Annotated in this window: 14 protein-coding genes and 2 pseudogenes; 8 read left to right on the forward strand and 8 right to left on the reverse strand. The window is 70.8% G+C overall.

Annotated elements, in window-relative coordinates:
• Window positions 1–43 precede the first annotated feature (43 nt).
• Window positions 44–573: pseudogene (locus HFP48_RS23910) on the forward strand (membrane dipeptidase); the annotation flags it as partial.
• Between the two features lie 32 nt (window positions 574–605).
• Here HFP48_RS23910 and HFP48_RS23915 read toward each other — a convergent pair.
• Window positions 606–2,027: an RtcB family protein gene (locus tag HFP48_RS23915; RefSeq protein ID WP_072636380.1), complete on the reverse strand. Its 1,422-nt coding sequence runs from the start codon at window positions 2,025–2,027 to the stop codon at window positions 606–608.
• Between the two features lie 92 nt (window positions 2,028–2,119).
• On the opposite strand from HFP48_RS23915, the gene HFP48_RS23920 reads away from it, so the two are divergent.
• On the forward strand, window positions 2,120–2,536 hold the full coding sequence (locus tag HFP48_RS23920) for an archease (protein WP_006931695.1): 417 nt from the start codon (window positions 2,120–2,122) through the stop codon (window positions 2,534–2,536).
• A 570-nt stretch (window positions 2,537–3,106) separates the two neighbouring features.
• Here the strand turns inward: HFP48_RS23920 and HFP48_RS23925 are convergent.
• Window positions 3,107–3,504, reverse strand: a pseudogene (locus HFP48_RS23925) (M23 family metallopeptidase); the annotation flags it as partial.
• A 332-nt stretch (window positions 3,505–3,836) separates the two neighbouring features.
• On the opposite strand from HFP48_RS23925, the gene HFP48_RS23930 reads away from it, so the two are divergent.
• Window positions 3,837–4,709: a F510_1955 family glycosylhydrolase gene (locus HFP48_RS23930; protein WP_235431121.1), complete on the forward strand. Its 873-nt coding sequence runs from the start codon at window positions 3,837–3,839 to the stop codon at window positions 4,707–4,709.
• 104 nt (window positions 4,710–4,813) lie between these two features.
• On the opposite strand, the gene HFP48_RS23935 is transcribed toward HFP48_RS23930, so the two are convergent.
• On the reverse strand, window positions 4,814–5,527 hold the full coding sequence (locus HFP48_RS23935) for a DUF305 domain-containing protein (RefSeq protein ID WP_029546334.1): 714 nt from the start codon (window positions 5,525–5,527) through the stop codon (window positions 4,814–4,816).
• 557 nt (window positions 5,528–6,084) lie between these two features.
• On the opposite strand from HFP48_RS23935, the gene HFP48_RS23940 reads away from it, so the two are divergent.
• A complete protein-coding gene (locus HFP48_RS23940; RefSeq protein ID WP_050035965.1) occupies window positions 6,085–6,351 on the forward strand; it encodes a hypothetical protein in 267 nt (88 codons plus the stop codon).
• A 261-nt stretch (window positions 6,352–6,612) separates the two neighbouring features.
• Here the strand turns inward: HFP48_RS23940 and HFP48_RS23945 are convergent, their stop codons facing one another.
• From HFP48_RS23945 to HFP48_RS23960, 4 genes are all read right to left on the reverse strand, one after another.
• Entirely contained in the window at window positions 6,613–9,003 is a 2,391-nt protein-coding gene (locus HFP48_RS23945) for a heavy metal translocating P-type ATPase (RefSeq protein WP_168580160.1), read from the reverse strand.
• Window positions 9,004–9,407: 404 nt separating this feature from the next.
• On the reverse strand, window positions 9,408–9,863 hold the full coding sequence (locus HFP48_RS23950) for a hypothetical protein (protein ID WP_168580161.1): 456 nt from the start codon (window positions 9,861–9,863) through the stop codon (window positions 9,408–9,410).
• Between the two features lie 17 nt (window positions 9,864–9,880).
• Complete coding sequence (locus HFP48_RS23955; protein WP_282597441.1) at window positions 9,881–11,413, reverse strand: multicopper oxidase family protein; 1,533 nt, start codon at window positions 11,411–11,413, stop codon at window positions 9,881–9,883.
• A 54-nt stretch (window positions 11,414–11,467) separates the two neighbouring features.
• Window positions 11,468–11,704 (reverse strand): SHOCT domain-containing protein, encoded by a 237-nt coding sequence (locus HFP48_RS23960; RefSeq protein ID WP_037201187.1) that lies wholly within the window; start codon window positions 11,702–11,704, stop codon window positions 11,468–11,470.
• Window positions 11,705–11,909: 205 nt separating this feature from the next.
• Here HFP48_RS23960 and HFP48_RS23965 point away from each other — a divergent pair, with 205 nt between their 5' ends.
• The 3 genes from HFP48_RS23965 to HFP48_RS23975 are packed head-to-tail and all read left to right on the forward strand — an operon-like array spanning window position 11,910 to window position 14,148.
• The gene (locus HFP48_RS23965; protein ID WP_029546345.1) at window positions 11,910–12,611 is read left to right on the forward strand and encodes a response regulator transcription factor; all 702 of its coding nucleotides are present in this window, start codon (window positions 11,910–11,912) and stop codon (window positions 12,609–12,611) included.
• Window positions 12,608–13,822: an ATP-binding protein gene (locus tag HFP48_RS23970; protein WP_065922032.1), complete on the forward strand. Its 1,215-nt coding sequence runs from the start codon at window positions 12,608–12,610 to the stop codon at window positions 13,820–13,822. Before HFP48_RS23965 ends, HFP48_RS23970 begins: the two co-directional genes overlap by 4 nt.
• Window positions 13,819–14,148 (forward strand): cupin domain-containing protein, encoded by a 330-nt coding sequence (locus tag HFP48_RS23975; RefSeq protein WP_029546350.1) that lies wholly within the window; start codon window positions 13,819–13,821, stop codon window positions 14,146–14,148. The genes HFP48_RS23970 and HFP48_RS23975 overlap by 4 nt, the downstream gene beginning before the upstream one ends.
• A gap of 213 nt (window positions 14,149–14,361) precedes the next feature.
• On the opposite strand, the gene HFP48_RS23980 is transcribed toward HFP48_RS23975, so the two are convergent.
• A complete protein-coding gene (locus tag HFP48_RS23980; RefSeq protein ID WP_037202046.1) occupies window positions 14,362–15,198 on the reverse strand; it encodes a LuxR C-terminal-related transcriptional regulator in 837 nt (278 codons plus the stop codon).
• Window positions 15,199–15,467: 269 nt separating this feature from the next.
• On the opposite strand from HFP48_RS23980, the gene HFP48_RS23985 reads away from it, so the two are divergent.
• The gene (locus tag HFP48_RS23985) at window positions 15,468–17,099 is read left to right on the forward strand and encodes an acyl--CoA ligase family protein (RefSeq protein ID WP_006930314.1); all 1,632 of its coding nucleotides are present in this window, start codon (window positions 15,468–15,470) and stop codon (window positions 17,097–17,099) included.
• Window positions 17,100–17,111 lie beyond the last annotated feature (12 nt).

Consider the following 17,111-nt stretch of genomic DNA (forward strand, 5'->3'; position numbering starts at 1 on the left):
CGACACCGGCGCCGGCGCCTTCACGTCCCTCAACGTCGGCGATCTGGTGGCCGAGATGAACGCGGTCGGGATGGTGGTCGACGGCTCGCACTGCAGCCGCCGGACGGGGCTCGACCTGTGTGAGGTCTCGGCGTCGCCGGTGATCTACTCGCACTCGTGCATGCGGTCGATGTGGGAGCACGAACGCAACATCACCGACGAGCAGGCCCTCGCCTGTGCCGAAACCGGCGGCGTCGTCGGCATCGCCGGCGGGGGCAACTTTCTCGGCGAGAACGAGGCCACTCTCGAGGCTATGGTCCGCCCCATCGACCATGCAGTCGAGCTGCTCGGCCCGGAGCATGTCGGCATCGGGTCCGATTTCTCCTTCGACCATCTCGACGCACAGGCGGAGTTCGCGTCGCACCCGGACCTGTTCCGGAGGCCTACACCCGGTACGGCGGCATCGACTGGGTGCCGCCTGAGCACACTCGCACCCTCGGCACCGAACTGCAGCGGCGCGGCTATCCGGAGGAGGCGATCACCATGATCCTGGGCGGGAACTTCCGCCGGGTCGCCGAACAGGTATGGACATAGCCGAGACGTGGACTGCGGACGATGTCGCCCGCTCACCCCTTGACGACGCCGAGCGGCACGAGCCGGGCGATCCGGCGGGCCAGGCCCGCACGTTCGCTCACCTCCGCCACCGCGTCGATGTCCTTGTACGCCTCCGGCTTCTCCTCGGCGAGTCCCCGCCACGAGCTTCCCCGCACGAGCACCCCGTGCGTCTCGAGTGCGTCGCGCACCGCCCGGCCGTCGGTGTGCCGGGCAGCACGGTGCCGGCTCTGCACCCGACCGGCCCCGTGCGCGGTGGAGTAGAACGCCGGGTTCCCGGCGACACCGGCCAGCACGTACGACGCGGTGCCCATCGTGCCGGGGATGAGCACGGGCTGCCCTGCATCGGTGAGGTCGGCGGGCACGTCGGGGTGGTCCGGCGGCAGGGACCGCGTCGCGCCCTTGCGGTGCACGCACAGCGCGCGGACCCGGCCGCCGACCTCGTGCCGCTCGATCTTCGCCAGGTTGTGCGAGATGTCGTAGAGGAGGTCGAGGGTCGTGCCGGCCGTTTCCTCGAAGACCCGGCGGGCCGCCTCGGTGAGCAACTGCCGGTTGGCCCGGCCGTAGTTGGCCGCCGCCACCATGGCCCCGAGATAGGCCTCCCCCTCCGGCGACCGGACCGGAACGCACGCCAGCTGCCGGTCGGGGACGTGAATCCCGTAGCGGCCCATTGCCTTACCCATCTCACGTACATGGTCGGTGCAAATCTGGTGGCCCAGGCCGCGGGATCCGCAGTGGATCATCACGCACACCGTGCCCACGTCGAGCCCCATCAGCCGCGCGGTGTCCGGATCGAAGACCCGCTCGACGGCCTGGACCTCGAGGAAGTGGTTTCCCGACCCGAGGCTGCCGAGCTGACCGAGGCCCCGCTCGACGGCACGGTCGCTCACCGCGTCCGGGTCGGCGCCGTCCAACACGCCACGGTCCTCACACCGCTCGAGGTCGCGGGCGACCCCGTGCCCCTGCTCCACCGCGAAGCGGGCGCCGCCCGCGAGCACCTGCCGCAGCACGGTACGGTCCGGGAGTTCCCACACGCCCCGGGTCTCCATGCCGCGCGGTACGACGCGACCGAGCCGGTCCATCAACACACCCAGGCGCGACGCGAGGGCGGACCGGTCCGCGTCGCGTGCGATCAGGAGCCGCACGCCGCACGAGATGTCGAAGCCCACGCCGCCGGGGGAGACGACGCCGCCGTCGTCGATGTCCGTCGCCGCGACCCCGCCGATGGGAAAGCCGTAACCCCAGTGCACGTCCGGCATGGCGAACGACGCGGTGACGATGCCGGGCAGCGTCGCGACGTTGGCGACCTGGGTGAGCGCCTCGTCCCCCTCCGCGACGGGGAGCAGGGACCGGGTGGCGAAGACGATCCCGGGTACGCGCATCGCGCCGGCCCGATCGATCCGGAACCGGTACGGGGTCTCCTCGACGATCCTCATCACTGTCCGATCCGGGGGCGGGAACGCGACGTCGGCGGCCTCGTTCCACCATAGGATCTGCAGTGCCTGCTGCACAGGCCCGGGAGCGAATCATGAACGGAAGCGGGTACCGGTCGGTGCCGCACACGGCGGATCTGCGCATCGAGGCGTGGGCACCGACCCGTGACGAGTGCATCGCGCAGGCGGTGCGCGGCGCCGTCGCGAGCTTCGCCGACATCTCGTCCGCGGGACCCGGCCGGGTCCGCAACCGCCCGTTGACGGCCGACGGCGACGAGGACCTGCTCGTCGCGGTGCTCGACGAGGTGATCTATCTGCTCGACACGGCCGGGGAGATCCCGATCGACGTGGTCGTCGAATCCGGCGGCGGCACAGCGGAGGCGCGGTTCTCGATGGTCGACGCCGCCGCGGTGCCCCAGATCGGTGCGGTCCCGAAGGCGGTGTCGCTCCACGAGCTGCGCCTCGACCGAGGACCGGAAGGGTGGTCGTGCTCGGTGACGCTGGACGTGTGAACCGGCGACGAGCGCCGCAGTACCGGTCGCGGCACGCCGATCGCAGGCGACCGTGTGGGCGCCCTCGCCGTTGTGACTTTCCGCTGTAGATGGCCGGGATTGCCTGCTGGGCCGGTGCCCGTTGCCGGGGCCGAGACCCGGGTGGTCGGCGAGCTCCGGCGAGCGGCTGCGCTACATCGGCATGTTCATCATGGGCATCCCGCCCATCTGGTGGAGCCACATCATCAGCTGGTGCAGCAGGGTGTGCGCCTGGTCCATCATGCCCATCATGTTCACGGCCGTGACCTTTCTGGAGCCGAGTAACCCTCGGGGGCGGGATCGTCCCACTATGACGCTCTGTTGTTCCCCGATGTGCCACCTCGCGTGCGAGATCCGTCTTCTTCAACAGATCTTCACGAGATCTCGACTTTCGGTGTCCGGACACGGCAGGAGTGGGCCGCAGCACCCCCGCACTTCGGAACCTGCCGGCGCGCATGGCGTAGCACCGGTTCATTCGAGCTGTCGTGCGCCGCCTGGGGTGGGTGCGCTGCGGGCTGTGCCAGTGGAGCGGTGCGGTTGCCCGCTCGGAGGTCAGTCCGCAGCGATGATGGGGGTGCCGCGGTCGGCCAGCCACTGCGCCGGGTCGGTCTTGGCGCCGGAGCGGTCTTCGACCTCGAAGTGCAAGTGGGGTCCGGTGGAGTTGCCGCGATCTCCGACGGTGGCGATCTTCTGCCCGGCTTCGACTCGTTGCCCGGCCGTCACCAGGTTGGTGTTGTTGTGGCCGTAGGTGGTCACCGTGCCGTCGTCGTGCCGGATGCGTACCCACAGCCCGTAGCCCTGTGCCGGTCCGGCGCTGATGACCTCCCCGTCGGCGACGGCGACGATCGGTGCGCCCATGGTATCGGCGATGTCGATGCCTCCGTGTCCCCGCCCGTCCCGAAGGTGGAGGTGATCACCCCGGCGGTCGGGGCGACGGACCGCCCGGTCCCGCCCCAGTGCCCGCCGTCGGCCGGGCGCGGCAGGGTGGGGCTTGCGGGTGCGGCGCCGGGGTCTTCCCCTCCGGTGGCGCTCTTGTTGCCGGGGGCCGTATCGGGTGTGCCCCTAGCAGGCGCGTCGTCGCCGCCGGGCGGCGCCCCAGGCTCCGGTGCCGGGGGTTGCCCGAATCTCGCGTGCTCTCGACCGCTACCGTCCCCCCTACACTGAGGGCACTCGGTCTGTCGAGTGTGAGAGGAGCGGAGATGCGGAACCTGTCGCCGCTGACGATCGTGCTGACCGAGCAGGAGCGCCTGCGGGTGCGCGAACAGCTCCGGCAGCGAGCTGCATGAATCGCGACCAGTTCTCCATGGATCTCAAGGCGCGTGCGCGCACCTGGACGAGCCTGCCGGGCGCGGTGTCGGCGTTGGCCGCAGCTGCCCTGCTCGTGGCCGGGTGCTCGTCCCCCGACGCCCCTCGCGCGGCGACCGTACCCTCCGGCGCCGCCACCGCACCGCGCGTTGCGTTGTCCCCGGCGCTCGATCACGTGCACGGGCTGAGCGTCGATTCCGCCGGCACGATCCTGGCCGGCACTCACAGCGGACTGGTCGCGGTCGCGCCGTCCGGCGCCACCACCGAGGTCGGCACCTCCGACGACGATCTGATGGGGCTGGCCGGGGTGTCCGGCAGCGACGTGCTGGTCGCCTCGGGCCATCCGGGTCCGTCGAACCCCGGCCCCAACCCGCTGGGTTTGCGCCGCAGCGACGACGGCGGGCGCACCTGGACCGACCGGTCCCTGCTCGGAGAGGTGGATTTCCACGCCCTGGCCACGGACGGCACCGTGGTGGTCGGTTTCGACGGCACCCGCGGCATCCGGGTGTCCACCGACGCCGGCGCCACCTGGAGCGCCGGTGCCACCGTGGCGGCCGCGGCCCTGGCCCTGACCCCGGACGCGGTGTGGGCGATCACGCCGGCCGGGCTCGAGCGCAGCACCGACCTGGCACGCACCTTCACCCCGGTCGAGGACGCACCCGCCCTCGTGCTGCTGGCCGGCACCGGCGACGGGCTGTGGGGCATCGATGCCGACGGCTACGCCTGGCGCAGCCGGGACGGCGCCGCCTGGGAGCAGCGGGCCTTCGTCGGGCAGGTGGAGGCGCTGACCGCCACCGGGTTCGACACCGCCTACGCCGCCACGGCCGAGGTCTTGTACACACTGAACTGACGCGGTCGGACCGGGCGGTGCTCCCCGCTGACCGGTGGGGCCCGGCACGTCCGCGTGCCGGGCCCCACCGTGTCGACCGCGCGATCGCGGCGGCTTTCTCGCGGTCACAACGAGGACAAAATGTTCTCCATCGTGGTGATCTCCTGCTGCTGCGTCTCGGCGATGGTGCGCGCCATGGCCACCGCATCGGAATTCTGCCCGGAGTCGACCTCGGTCTGCGCCATCGCGATCGCGCCGCGGTGATGTTCGATCATCTGGGTCAGGAACAGGCGGGACGCGTCGACACCCTGTGCGTCGCGCAGGGCGGTCATGTCCTCGGCCGACATCATCCCGCTCATGCCGCCACCCATCTGTCCGCCGCCGGGCATCGTGGTGGACTGCATCGGCATGTCGTGTCCGGGCATCTCCATCCCGGGGGACGACATGGGCATGTTCGGAGTGGCCATCGGCATGCTGGTCGTGCCCATGGGCATGGTGGGCTGCCCCCAGTCGGTGAGCCAGCTCTGCAGCTGCTCGATCTCCGGGCCCTGGGCGGCCTTGATCTGCTGGGCCAGTTCGGTGACCCGCGGGTCGATGCCCTCCTTGGCCAGGATGACGTCGCTCATCTCGATGGCCTGGCTGTGGTGCGGGATCATCTGCTGGGCGAAGGTCACATCCGCCTGGTTGTGGTCGGCGGCCGTCTCGGCGGAGGCGCTGGTGGTCGCCGTCGCCGACGGGCTCGCCTGCGAGGCCTGATCGTTGCCCGAGTCGCTGCAGGCGGCCAGGGTGAGCGCCGCAGCGACCGCCACTGCGCCGGTGGCCAGAGACTTCTTCCTCACAAGAACATTCCTTTCCGTCGTGTACACGCACCGGGCCGACACCACGGTCGCGATAGCGAAGGCATCCCCCACAGCGGCTGCGGCAAACCCGGCCCGCCTCACCCCTCGGCGGGGGACGCGGACCACTGCGGGTGTGATACGCCCTCTGCGGTGCGGCCGACCGGCCGGCCGCACCTCGTCCGGATCCGAGCCTGGCAGCCGCACCCGGCGACAACTCGGACCTTTCGGTGAAGATTTCCTGAAGAACCACCGCGCCGAGCCCGGAGCCGGGGTCACACGGCGCTCCGTGCCCGGACCGTGGACGCTGCGGCCCCTTCCCGCCCCGGCCCCTCCGGCAATCGGCGACCGACCCGGACGCCTGGGCGACCATCGCCGCTGTTCTTGAGCAGATCTTCACGGAAACGACGGCGAAGAGCTCATCGAGGCCGGGCACCGTGGACAGCGAACACACCGGGACCGCGCACCGCTGCCCCACGCGGGGTGCCGGTGCTGCGGCCGACCGGGTCGGACAGCCGGTGTCCGGTAGCGCCGACCGAGGGCGAGGAAGGGTGGTTTCGATGATGTTCTGGTACGGCAACGGCATGAACGGTTGGGGTTATGTGCTCATGACCGTCGGGATGGTGGCGTTCTGGGCGTTGGTGATCGTCGGCATCGTGATGCTGGTGCGCGCCGCGACTCCCCGGTCGACACCACCGCCGGCGCCCCATGCCCCGACGCCGGAAGAGATTGTGGCCATGCGCTTCGCCCGCGGCGAGATCGACGAGGACGAGTACCGGCGCCGTCTCGACGCCCTGCACACCCATCGGCCCGGCCCGGGGGCGTGAAGACCGCAGTCAGGTCGAATCGCCCTGCCCACCTCAGGTGCGCCGGGTCAGGAGCGGCGGTGTCAGCGGCGGTAGTGGCGACCGTCGGAGTCGTCGGTGACCAGGCGGTACAGCACGTAGACCGAGAACCAGACGATCAGCACGGACACCAGCACGAGCGCGATCTCGTACACGAGGACCACACCACCGATCCTACGGCCGCGCCGGCCACCCGATCCCACCCTGGCGTCGACCCCTGGATGCGCCGACACCGCGGTGAGGTCAGCGGTGCGGGCTGGTAGGGATCGGCTCCGGTGCCGGGCGCGGCGCCGGTTGCTCCTGCGGTGGGGACGGCAACCGCAGCCGCTTGAGCATCAGCGCATTGACCGCGACGATCAGGCTCGAGCCGGACATCGACAACGCCGCGATCTCCGGGCGCAGCACCAGCCCGAAGGCGGGCTCGAACACGCCGGCGGCGATCGGCAGCGCGATGACGTTGTAACCGACCGCCCAGCCGAGATTCTGCCGCATCTTGCGCAAGGTGCCCCGGCCGATGCGCAGCGCAATCGGCACATCCAGCGGGTCCGAGCGCATCAGCACCAGATCGGCGGTTTCGATCGCGACGTCGGTGCCGGCACCGATGGCGATCCCCAGATCCGCCTGCGCGAGGGCGGGTGCGTCGTTGACGCCGTCGCCGACCATGGCGACCTTCTTCCCGGCTCTTTGCAGTTCGGCGATCTTGTCGGCCTTGTCGCCGGGCAGCACCTCGGCGATGACGGTGTCGATGCCCAGTTGTCCGGCGATGCGGCGGGCTGTGGCCACGTTGTCGCCGGAGAGCATGACCACCTCGATGCCGAGTTCGTGCAGCGACGCCACCGCCTCGGCCGAGGTCTCCCGGGCGGCGTCGGCCAGGGCAATCGCCCCGACGCCGCGGCCGTCGACAGCGACGAGGACCGCGGTGCGGCCGGTCGAAGCCAGCTCGTCGCGCCGGTCCATCAACGCGCCGAAGTCGACGTTCTCGGCGACCATGAGTTTGCGGTTGCCGATGGCCACCCGCCGGCCCGCCACCTCGGCGACCGCACCGTGTCCGGGCACGTTGCGGAAGTTCTCCAACGACACCGCGGGAAGGCCGCGGGCGGCGGCATAGCGCACGATCGCACCGGCGAGAGGATGCTCGGATTCGCGTTCGACCGCCGTCACGAGGGTCAGCAGCTCGTCCTCGGTGAGACCGTCGACGACGACGTCGGTGACCTCCGGCTCGCCCTTGGTCAAGGTGCCGGTCTTGTCCATCACCACGGTGTCGATGCGGGCCGAGGTCTCGAGGGCAGCGGCGTTCTTGAACAGCACGCCGCGCTGGGCGCCGAGACCGGTGCCGACCATGATCGCGGTCGGGGTGGCCAACCCGAGCGCGTCGGGGCAGGTGATCACCACGACGGTGATGGCGAACAGCAGCGCCCGCTGCACATCCCCGTCGACCGCCCACCACACCACGAACGTGCCCAGCCCCCCGATCAGGGCGACGAGCACCAGCCAGAATGCGGCGCGATCGGCCAGGCGCTGGCCGGGTGCCTTGGAGTTCTGGGCCTCCTGCACCAGCGCGACGATCTGCGCGAGGGCGGTGTCGGAGCCGACCTTGGTCGCCCGTACCCGCAGAGTGCCGGTGGTGTTGATCGACGCACCGATCACCTCGGATCCTTCGGCCTTGGTCACCGGCAGGGACTCCCCGGTGACCATGGATTCGTCGACCTCGGAACTGCCGGTCTCGACGGTGCCGTCGACCGGGATCTTCGCCCCCGGTCGGATCAGGAGCAGGTCCCCGACCACGACCTCGGCGGTGGGGATCTCCACCGGCTGCCCGTCGCGCAGTACCACCGCCATCGGCGGGGCGAGTTCGAGCAGGGTCCGGATGGCATCGTTGGCGCCGCCGCGGGCGCGCATCTCGAACCAGTGCCCGAGCAGCACGAAGCTCGCCAGCACGGAGGCGGCCTCGTAGAACACCTCGCCGCCGCCCGTCAGTGTCACGCCCACGCTGTAGAGCCAGCCGGTGCCGATCGCGACGGCGACGAGCACCATCATGTCCAGGGTCCGCGCCTTCAAGGCCCGGTAGGCACCGTCGAAGAAGATCCACGACGAGTAGAAGATCACCGGCAGGCTCAGCAACAGGGTGAACACGTCGTCGCGCAGGCCGAACGGCGCCGGGACGGTGAACCCGAACATCTCGCGACCCATCGGCGACCACAACATGATCGGGATCGACAGCACCAGCGCCACCAGGAACCGATTGCGCATGTCGCGGACCATGGCGTCCATCGACATCCCGGCGTGACCGCCGTGATCCATCAGCTCCTGCGCGGTGTGCCCGCCAGGCATCTCGTGCGCCGCCGGCTGCGGGGGATGTGCGGGTGTGCCCGGGCCCGGAGCCGGTTCGCTCATCGGGTCGCACACGTGCTCGGGCACCGAGCGGCCGGCGCAGTGATAGCCGCAGTCCCGCACCCATTTCGACAGCTCCGCCACCGACGTGCGGTCCGGATCGTAGGTGACGGTGGCGGTCTGGTTCACCGCGTTGGCCTCCACCGCGGTCACTCCCGGTCGGCGCAGCAGGGTCGATTCGATGACCGGCGTCGACGTCGCCCAGTGCAGGCCGCCTACTTCGAGAACGGTGGTTCGGTTCATTCGATCCGGTCCCTCCCTCTGATGGCGGGGACGCGTTACTCGCCCCGTACGCAGTGCGGTTCCGCCGAACCGCAGTACCGATAGCCGACACCGGTGAACGGTCATCGCTGATCGAGTCCGAGTCTGCCCCGCCCCGACCCGGCATCTTCTGGTGGTTGGATGAAGATCCGTTGAAGAAGTCCGGGTCCCGGGTCAGGGTCCGTGCTCGTCGGTACCAGTGCCCCGGCGATGATCAGCCATCTCGCCTCCTCGGATTCCCGATGTGCGGGTCGGTGGGTACCGGAGCCGTGCGCCGATGACTCTTCCCGCCGCGGTGGGGGTTTCGGCTGGTGGTTCGGTGAAGATCTGTTGAAGACTCTGTATCCCCCGAAACGGGTACCGCCGGGCCCTGCGGTGACAGTCCCTCAGCCGCTGTGGTGTTCGCCGTGGTCGGCCGGGACGGTGGTCGTCGGCACCGAGTTCGGTCCCGGCGCCGGTGCAGGGTTCGGGGCCGAGGGGCCGGTCAGAGCCGGTCCGAGCACGAACGCCGAGAGCGAGAACATCGCCGCGAACACCACCAGGGCGATCGCCGGGGCCTTCCAGGTGGCAAACCGCCGATACAGCCGGCGCAGCAGCGGAATCGAGAACACCACCCCGAGGGCGAAGAACAACAGGTTGCCCCCGGCGCCGGTGACCAGCGCGGCCCCGGCGATCAGGCCGACGTGGTGCAGCACGTGCGGCGCCAGCCCCATCACCGCGCCGAGGGCCGCGGACACGGCGTTCCAGGTCGCGGCCAGCGGGCCCTTGCGGGCCGGCACGGCCGCCGGTGGGGTGCTCATGGCTTCGGCGGTGGCGGGGTGCTCGCCGGGAGGAGTCGTCATACGCAGACTCCGTCTTCTCAGGCGCGGTAGGACAGGGTCGTCATCATTCCGGCTTCCTGGTGGTAGGCGTTGTGGCAGTGCAGGGCCCACTGGCCCGGGTTGTCGGCGTCGAACTCGATTTCCACAGTCTGCATCGGACGCACCGTCACGGTATCCTTGCGGGCTCCGCCGTCGACCAGGGCGAAGGTGTGTCCGTGCACGTGCATCGGGTGGAACATGGCCGACATGTTCCGTAACCGCATCCGTACCCGTTGTCCCTGGGCGACGGTCAGCGGCGCGGTGTCGGGGAAGGTGGCGCCGTTGAGCATCCACCGGTACGGGGCCATCGTGCCGCCCATGTCGACGCTCAGGTAGTTGTCGTGGGATCGTCGGGGCAACCGCACCTGCTCGGCCGGGGACAGGGCGGTGCCGAGCAGCACCCGCCGATCCAGCTCGCCGGGCCGGGTATCGGTGGCGGCCGTCCCGGCGGCGGTGCGCACGACGGCCACCGCGTGGCCGGGTTTGCCTTCGGCGGCGGCGTAGAGCGGGAACACCCCGTCGGCGAGGGTGACCAGCACATCGAACCGTTCGCCCATACCGATCAGCACCGCGTCGGTGTTCCGGGGGGACACGGGGAAACCGTCACTGTGGGTGACCGTCATCGCATGTCCACCGAGCCCGACGCGGAAGGCGGTGTCCGAGGCGGCATTGACCAGCCGGATCCGCACCCGCTGCCCCGGGGCGGCGGTCAGGGTCACCGGGTCGACGGGGGTGCGGCCGTTGAGCAGGTAGTACGGGTAGTTCACGTCGCCGGCGCCGCCGAGCAGGTCCGAGCGCATGCTCTCTGCACCCATCATCGAGCCCATGCCGCCCATCGCGCCGTGGTCCATCATCGAGCCCATCCCACCCGCACGGGGGGCGGGCCGGCCGGGGGCCGGCATGCCGAGTTCGCGGGCGACATCGTCGGGGGTGCGGCCGGTGCCGTCGACCCAGTCGTCGAGCACGACGACCCATTCGTCGTCGTAGCCGCCGGGCTCGGCCGGGTCGTCGATCACCACCACCCCGTACAGGCCGCGGTCGAGCTGCAGCCCGGTATGCGAGTGGTAGAAGTAGGTGCCCGGATGCGGGGGCGTGAATTCGTAGGTGAACGACTCCCCGGCGACGATGGGCTCCTGCGTGAGCCCCGGTACCCCGTCCATGTCGTTGCTCATCGCGATGCCGTGGAAGTGGATGCTGGTGTCGGCCTCGAGTCGGTTGTCGACCCGCACCTGCAGCAGATCCCCGGCCCGGGCCCGCAGCAGCGGACCGGGCAGCGTGTCACCATAGCCCCAGGTCGAGACCACCGTACCGCCGAGGTCGACCTGCACAGGCCGCGCCGTCACCTGCGCGGCGACCACCGCCTGCCCGGTGGTACGGCGTTGGGCCTCGAGCCGGCGCACCGCCTCGGCGCCCGGCCCGACCGGATTTCCCGCTACACCGGGGCGGGCGCAGCCGACCGGCCCACCGAGGGCCATCGCCCCGGCGGCCGCGGACGCACCGAGCAGAAACATACGGCGGGACATCTGCACCACACACATCTCCTGGAAACGTTGGGACGACAACGGACGACACGAGGTCGGCGCCGCTCACCGATAGGGACGCAGCGCCCGCCGCCGGGCTTGGTACTCGTCGGCGTCGATCTCGCCCCGTGCGAAACGGTCGTCGAGGACGCGCAGCGGATCGGCCGGCGGTGGCGGGGTGCCGGTGCGGTGACCGGTGCGGAACAGCGCGGCGATGCCGAAGGCCACCAACGCCCAGAAACCGATCATCGTCAGCGCCATCACCATCCAGCCGGCCCAGCCCACTGCGCCCGATCCCCACATCACGGCCGCTCCTTTCCTCGAAAGGCCCGGATCCGAGTCTGGGCCCGTTACCCGACGCCGCGGGTTGGCGTTCGATGAAGGTTCGCTGAAGAACGTCGCCACCGGCCCGCCGCGGCGGTCACGATGGGACATGGCCTCCGGTTCCGATCAGCTCGTCCCCGCCTCTGCCTCGAGCGCAGCGGTCCCCCCGAGCGGCCTGCGGGCGCTGGTGGTCGAAGACGAAGTGGCGCTGGCCCGGGTTGTGGGCACCTACCTCGAACGCGCCGGCTGCGAGGTCACGCTCGTGCACGACGGGCTCGACGCCGTCGAGCGCGCCCGGCAGGTCGATCCGGATGTCGTGGTGCTCGATCTGGGGTTGCCGCACCTGGACGGGATCGAGGTGTGCCGGCAGCTGCGCACGTTCTCCGACGCCTACGTCGTCATGCTCACCGCCCGCGCCGACGAGATCGACACCCTGGTCGGCCTGTCGGTCGGCGCCGACGACTACATGACCAAACCCTTCAGTCCGCGTGAACTCATCGCCCGCATCCAGGCCATGTTGCGGCGCCCCCGACCCTCGACCGGGGACGGCCGCACCCCCGCGCAGTCCGGCACCGATACCGGCCGCCGTACGTTCGGGTCGTTGACCCTCGATGCGGCCGGCCGCGAGGTGTGGGTCGACGGTACCCCGATCGCCTTGACCCGCACCGAATTCGACCTCCTCGCCGCGCTGTCCGCACACCCCAACATGGTGTTCACCCGGGCGCAGCTCATCACCGCGGTGTGGGGCCCGAGCTGGGTCGGCGACGAACACCTGGTCGACGTGCACATCGGGCACCTGCGCCGCAAACTCGGCGACGACGCCACCCGCGGGGTCTTCGTGCGCACCGTGCGCGGGGTCGGATACCGCATGGGAGCCGGGCAGTGACCACACCACCCCCACGGGCGGCAGCAGGGCGGAGGCCCGGGCGCCGCAGTGTCGGATTCGGCAGCCGGCTACTGGCCGCGCAGGCGATCGTCGTCGTCGGCGGCGCGATCAGCGCCTGGCTGGTGGCCGCCGCCGTCGCCCCGGGACTGTTCCACAACCACCTCGAGCAGGCAGGTATCGAGCACGTCTCGACCGAGGCGGCGCATGTGGAGGAGGCGTTCACTTCGGCGATGATCATCTCGCTGGCCATCGCGCTGGTGGTCTCGGCGCTGATGGCGCTGGCGGTGAGCTGGTACTTCACCCGCAGGGTGCAGCGCTCGGTCACCGGCGTGGCCGCCTCGGCCACCGAGATCGCCGGCGGCCACTACGGCGTGCGTCTGCCCGGACCCGGTCTCGGGCACGAATTCGACCAGCTCGCCGAGACGTTCAACCAGCTCGCCGATCGGCTGGACTCGGTCGAAACCACCCGGCGGCGCATGCTCTCGGATCTCGCGCACGAGATGCGCACCCCGCTGGCCACTCTCGATGCCCACCTCGAGGCCCTCGAAGACGGCATCCGGGTTCCCGACGCCGAGACCCTCGCGGTCCTGCGGTCGAGCACCGCCCGGCTCGGGCGGCTCGCCGAGGACATGGGCGCGGTCTCGCGCGCCGAAGAGGGCCGGCTGTCCGTCACGCCCGTGCCCACCGACACCCGCACCCTCGTCGACGCCGCGGTCCGCGTCGCCGCCGACCGCTACGCCGCCAAGGGCGTCGCCCTGGTCGAAGACGTCGAGCACCCCGCCGCGGTCACGGTCGACCCGGACCGGATCGGGCAGGTGCTGGGCAATCTGCTCGACAACGCCCTGCGGCACACCCCCGCCGGGGGCACGGTCACCGTCGCCACCACCGCCGTCGACGGAGAAGCCGGGATCACCGTCACCGACACCGGCGACGGCATCGCCGCCGAGCACCTGAGTCATCTGTTCGACCGGTTCTACCGTGCCGACCCCGCCCGCCGACGGCAAGAAGGCGGCAGCGGCATCGGATTGACCATCGCCCGCGCCCTGGTCGAAGCCCACGGCGGTACGCTGACCGCCTCCAGCGGCGGAGCCGGAACCGGCGCCCGATTCACCGTGCACCTGCCCACCGCCGCAGGCGCCCGCAGCAGCGCGCGCACCACCCCTCCGCGGGGTGCCGTGCACGCCGGCACCGGTCCCCGGGAGCGGCGATGAAGAAGCTTGCGCTCGATGCGCTCGCCCGTCACCTGGCCGCGCATGCCGCCGCCGCGCCCAGCGGCCGCAGCGCCGAGACCGTCTACGGCGGGCACGAACACGTGCTGCGGCAGACCCTCGTGGCGTTGCAGGCCGGACAGTCCATGGCCGAGCACGTCAGTCCCGGTGAGGCCACGGTGTACATCCTGCGCGGGCGCATCCGTGTCGTCGCCGACCGGACGAGCTGGGACGGACGCAGCGGCGACCTGATCGCCTTACCCCGCACCCGGCACCGGATCGACGCCGTCGCCGACACGGTCGCGCTGCTCACCGTCGCCAAGTACTGACCTCCGGGTGGTTCAGAGCCCGTCGCCGGGGAGCGGCTGCGCCCACTGCGACGGCTCCGGCTGCAGCATCGGGCTCTGCCCGATCCCCAGATCCTCGAACGGCACCAAGAACGCGATGAACGTCCGATGTCGGCGCTGCCCACCGCTACCGACTGGCGCCGAGCCGGGAATCCGCCCCGGTCCGCTACGGAGGTGGGCTGCGACAAAGCCCTGCTAGGGCAACAGGCCTTGCCGACGGGCCTCGACGACCGCCTCGTGCCGGCTGCCGACCTCGAGCTTGCCCATCAGATTGCGCATGTAGCTCTTGACGGTCTCCACGCTCAGCGACAGCCGCTCGGCGATCTCGGCGTTGCGGCACCCGAGCGCCACATACGCCAGCACATCCCGTTCCCGCGCCGAGAGCCGCACCGTCGGTGTGGCCGCCCCGCCGGTCAGCGTCCGCAGCTTCTCCTCGACCTCCCGCAGGCGCGCTTCGATCCCCGGGTCGGACGTCTGTGCCGCGATCTCCCGCAGGGCCAGGTAGCTCTCGGTGATGCCCTCCGACACCGACGCGGACACGGCGGACGGGGCGGCGGCGCGGGCGTTGTCGATGAGGGCGACCCGCCGGTCCACCTCGTCCCGGATCTCGATCTCGCGGGCGAGCCTGCGGGCCGACCGCATCACCTGCTCGACGACCACGTCGCCGATCGGCAGGCTGGTCCGCAGGCCGCCGTACAGGGCGGCGCGGGTGCGGCGGCGCACCACCACCGGAACGGCGAGCAGCGACTCGATGCCCTCCCCCGCGACCTCCCGGTCGTACTCGTGGGAGATCTGGGGGGAGTTGAAGTAGTCCGACACCGCACCGGGCCGTTGCTCGGCGACCACCTTGCCGCCGAGTCCGCACTCGGAGCTGATCACCAGGTCGCGGAGGATGCCGCTGCGGGTGCCGACGAAACCGGACAGCAGCATGTCCCCCCCGTGCACGGTGCCACCGAACAGCACGGGCATCCCGGTCGAGATCTGCAGCTGCCGCAGCTCGGCGCGCAGGGCGTCCTCGTCGCTCGGCCGCAGGTGCGCGTGCGGGCCCTGGCGCGTCGCCGCAACATTCGGCGTCCCGACCCGTGTCGATGCCGGGTTCGTCGACGCCGTGCTCGTCGACGCTGGGTTCGTCGACGCTGGGTTCGTCGACACAGACCTCACCGGAACCACCTCCGAGACCGCGAATACCCACTTCGGAGGGTAGCGGGGAATCTGTCGTGACTCATAACCTCCACCCGTTCCGGTGTTGCAGCGATCACAATGGCGTACACCGACCGAGTGCCGAAGTCCCGGAGGTATCCGTGCCCACCCCCACGTCCGTCCCCACCGCCCGAACGGCGAACCACACCCCGCTCAGCCCCCTGCGGTTCCTCGAGCGTTCGTCGTCCGTGTTCCCCGACCGCACCGCGATCGTCCACGGCGACCGCCGCTACACGTACGCGCAGTTCGCCGACGAGGCGCAGCGCCTGGCCCGCGTCCTGCGCAGCCGGATCCAGCCGGGTGACCGGGTGGCCTTCCTGGCGCCGAACGTGCCGGAACTGCTCATCGCGCACTTCGCGGTGCCGCTCGCCGGAGGCGTGCTGATCGCGCTGAACTCCCGGCTCGCCGGGCCCGAACTCGAGTACATCCTCGGGCACGCGGAGGCGTCGCTGCTGTTCGTCGACTCGGAGTTCGTGGGGTCGGTCGCCGGTGTCACGGCCGGCGTGCCGTCGCTGACGGCGGTCGTGGAGGTGCCGGATTCGACGGTCCCGTACCCCGACGTGCCGGCCGGGATCGTCACCACCCGGTACGACGAGTTCCTCGCCGCCGCCGACGACCTCGACGACACCCCGCTGCCCTGGGGCGTCGACGACGAGGAGCAGGTCATCACCCTGAACTACACGTCGGGCACCACCGGCAAGCCGAAGGGCGTGATGTACACGCACCGCGGCGCCTACCTCAATTCCTTCGGCGAGACGTTCCACAACGGGTTCGACGGGAAGACGCAGTACCTGTGGACCCTGCCGATGTTCCACTGCAACGGCTGGTGCACGCCGTGGGCCGTGACGGCGGCCGCCGGCACGCACATCTGCCTGCGGGCCGTGCGGGCGGACGCGATCTGGGACGCCATCGACAACCTGGGCGTGACCAACCTCTGCGGCGCCCCCGCGGTGTGCTCGACCATCGCCGAGGCCCCGCAGGCCCACCGGCTGGACCGGCCGCTACGGATCACCACGGCGGGCGCGCCCCCGTCGCCGACGGTGATCGCGCAGCTCGAGGCGATCGGCGTGACCGTCGTGCACGTGTACGGCCTCACCGAGGTCTACGGGCCGTACACGATCTGCGAATACCAGGACTCGTGGGACGACAAGCCCGCCGAGGAACGCGCGGCGCTCCTGTCGCGGCAGGGCGTGGGCATGCTGCAGGCGGAGAACGCACGGGTCGTCGACGCGAACATGAACGACGTGCCCGCGGACGGGCAGACGATGGGCGAGATCGTGCTGCGCGGCAACAACGTCATGGCGGGGTACTTCAAGGATCCGGAGGCCACGGCGGAGGCGTTCAAGGGCGGCTGGTTCCACACCGGCGACCTGGGCGTGATGTACCCGGACGGATACATCCAGCTCAAGGACCGCGCCAAGGACATCATCATCTCCGGCGGCGAGAACATCTCCACCGTGGAGGTCGAGCAGGCCATCGTCAGCCACCCGGCCGTGCTGGACGTCGCGGTGGTGGGCGTGCCCGACGAGAAGTGGGGCGAGCGTCCCAAGGCGTTCGTGATCCTGAAGAAGGGCGAGACCGTGACGGCCGAGGAGCTGATCTCCTACACGCGCACGTTGCTCGCCGGGTACAAGGTGCCGCGGGAGATCGTGTTCCCGCTGGATCTGCCGCGGACGCCGACCGGCAAGATCCTCAAGTTCGAGCTGCGGGCCGCGCACTCGGCGCAGGCCTGACGCCGGCCGCGC

The sequence above is a fragment of the Rhodococcus sp. DMU1 genome, assembly GCF_012272955.1.
Taxonomy (GTDB): Bacteria; Actinomycetota; Actinomycetes; order Mycobacteriales; family Mycobacteriaceae; genus Rhodococcus; species Rhodococcus aetherivorans.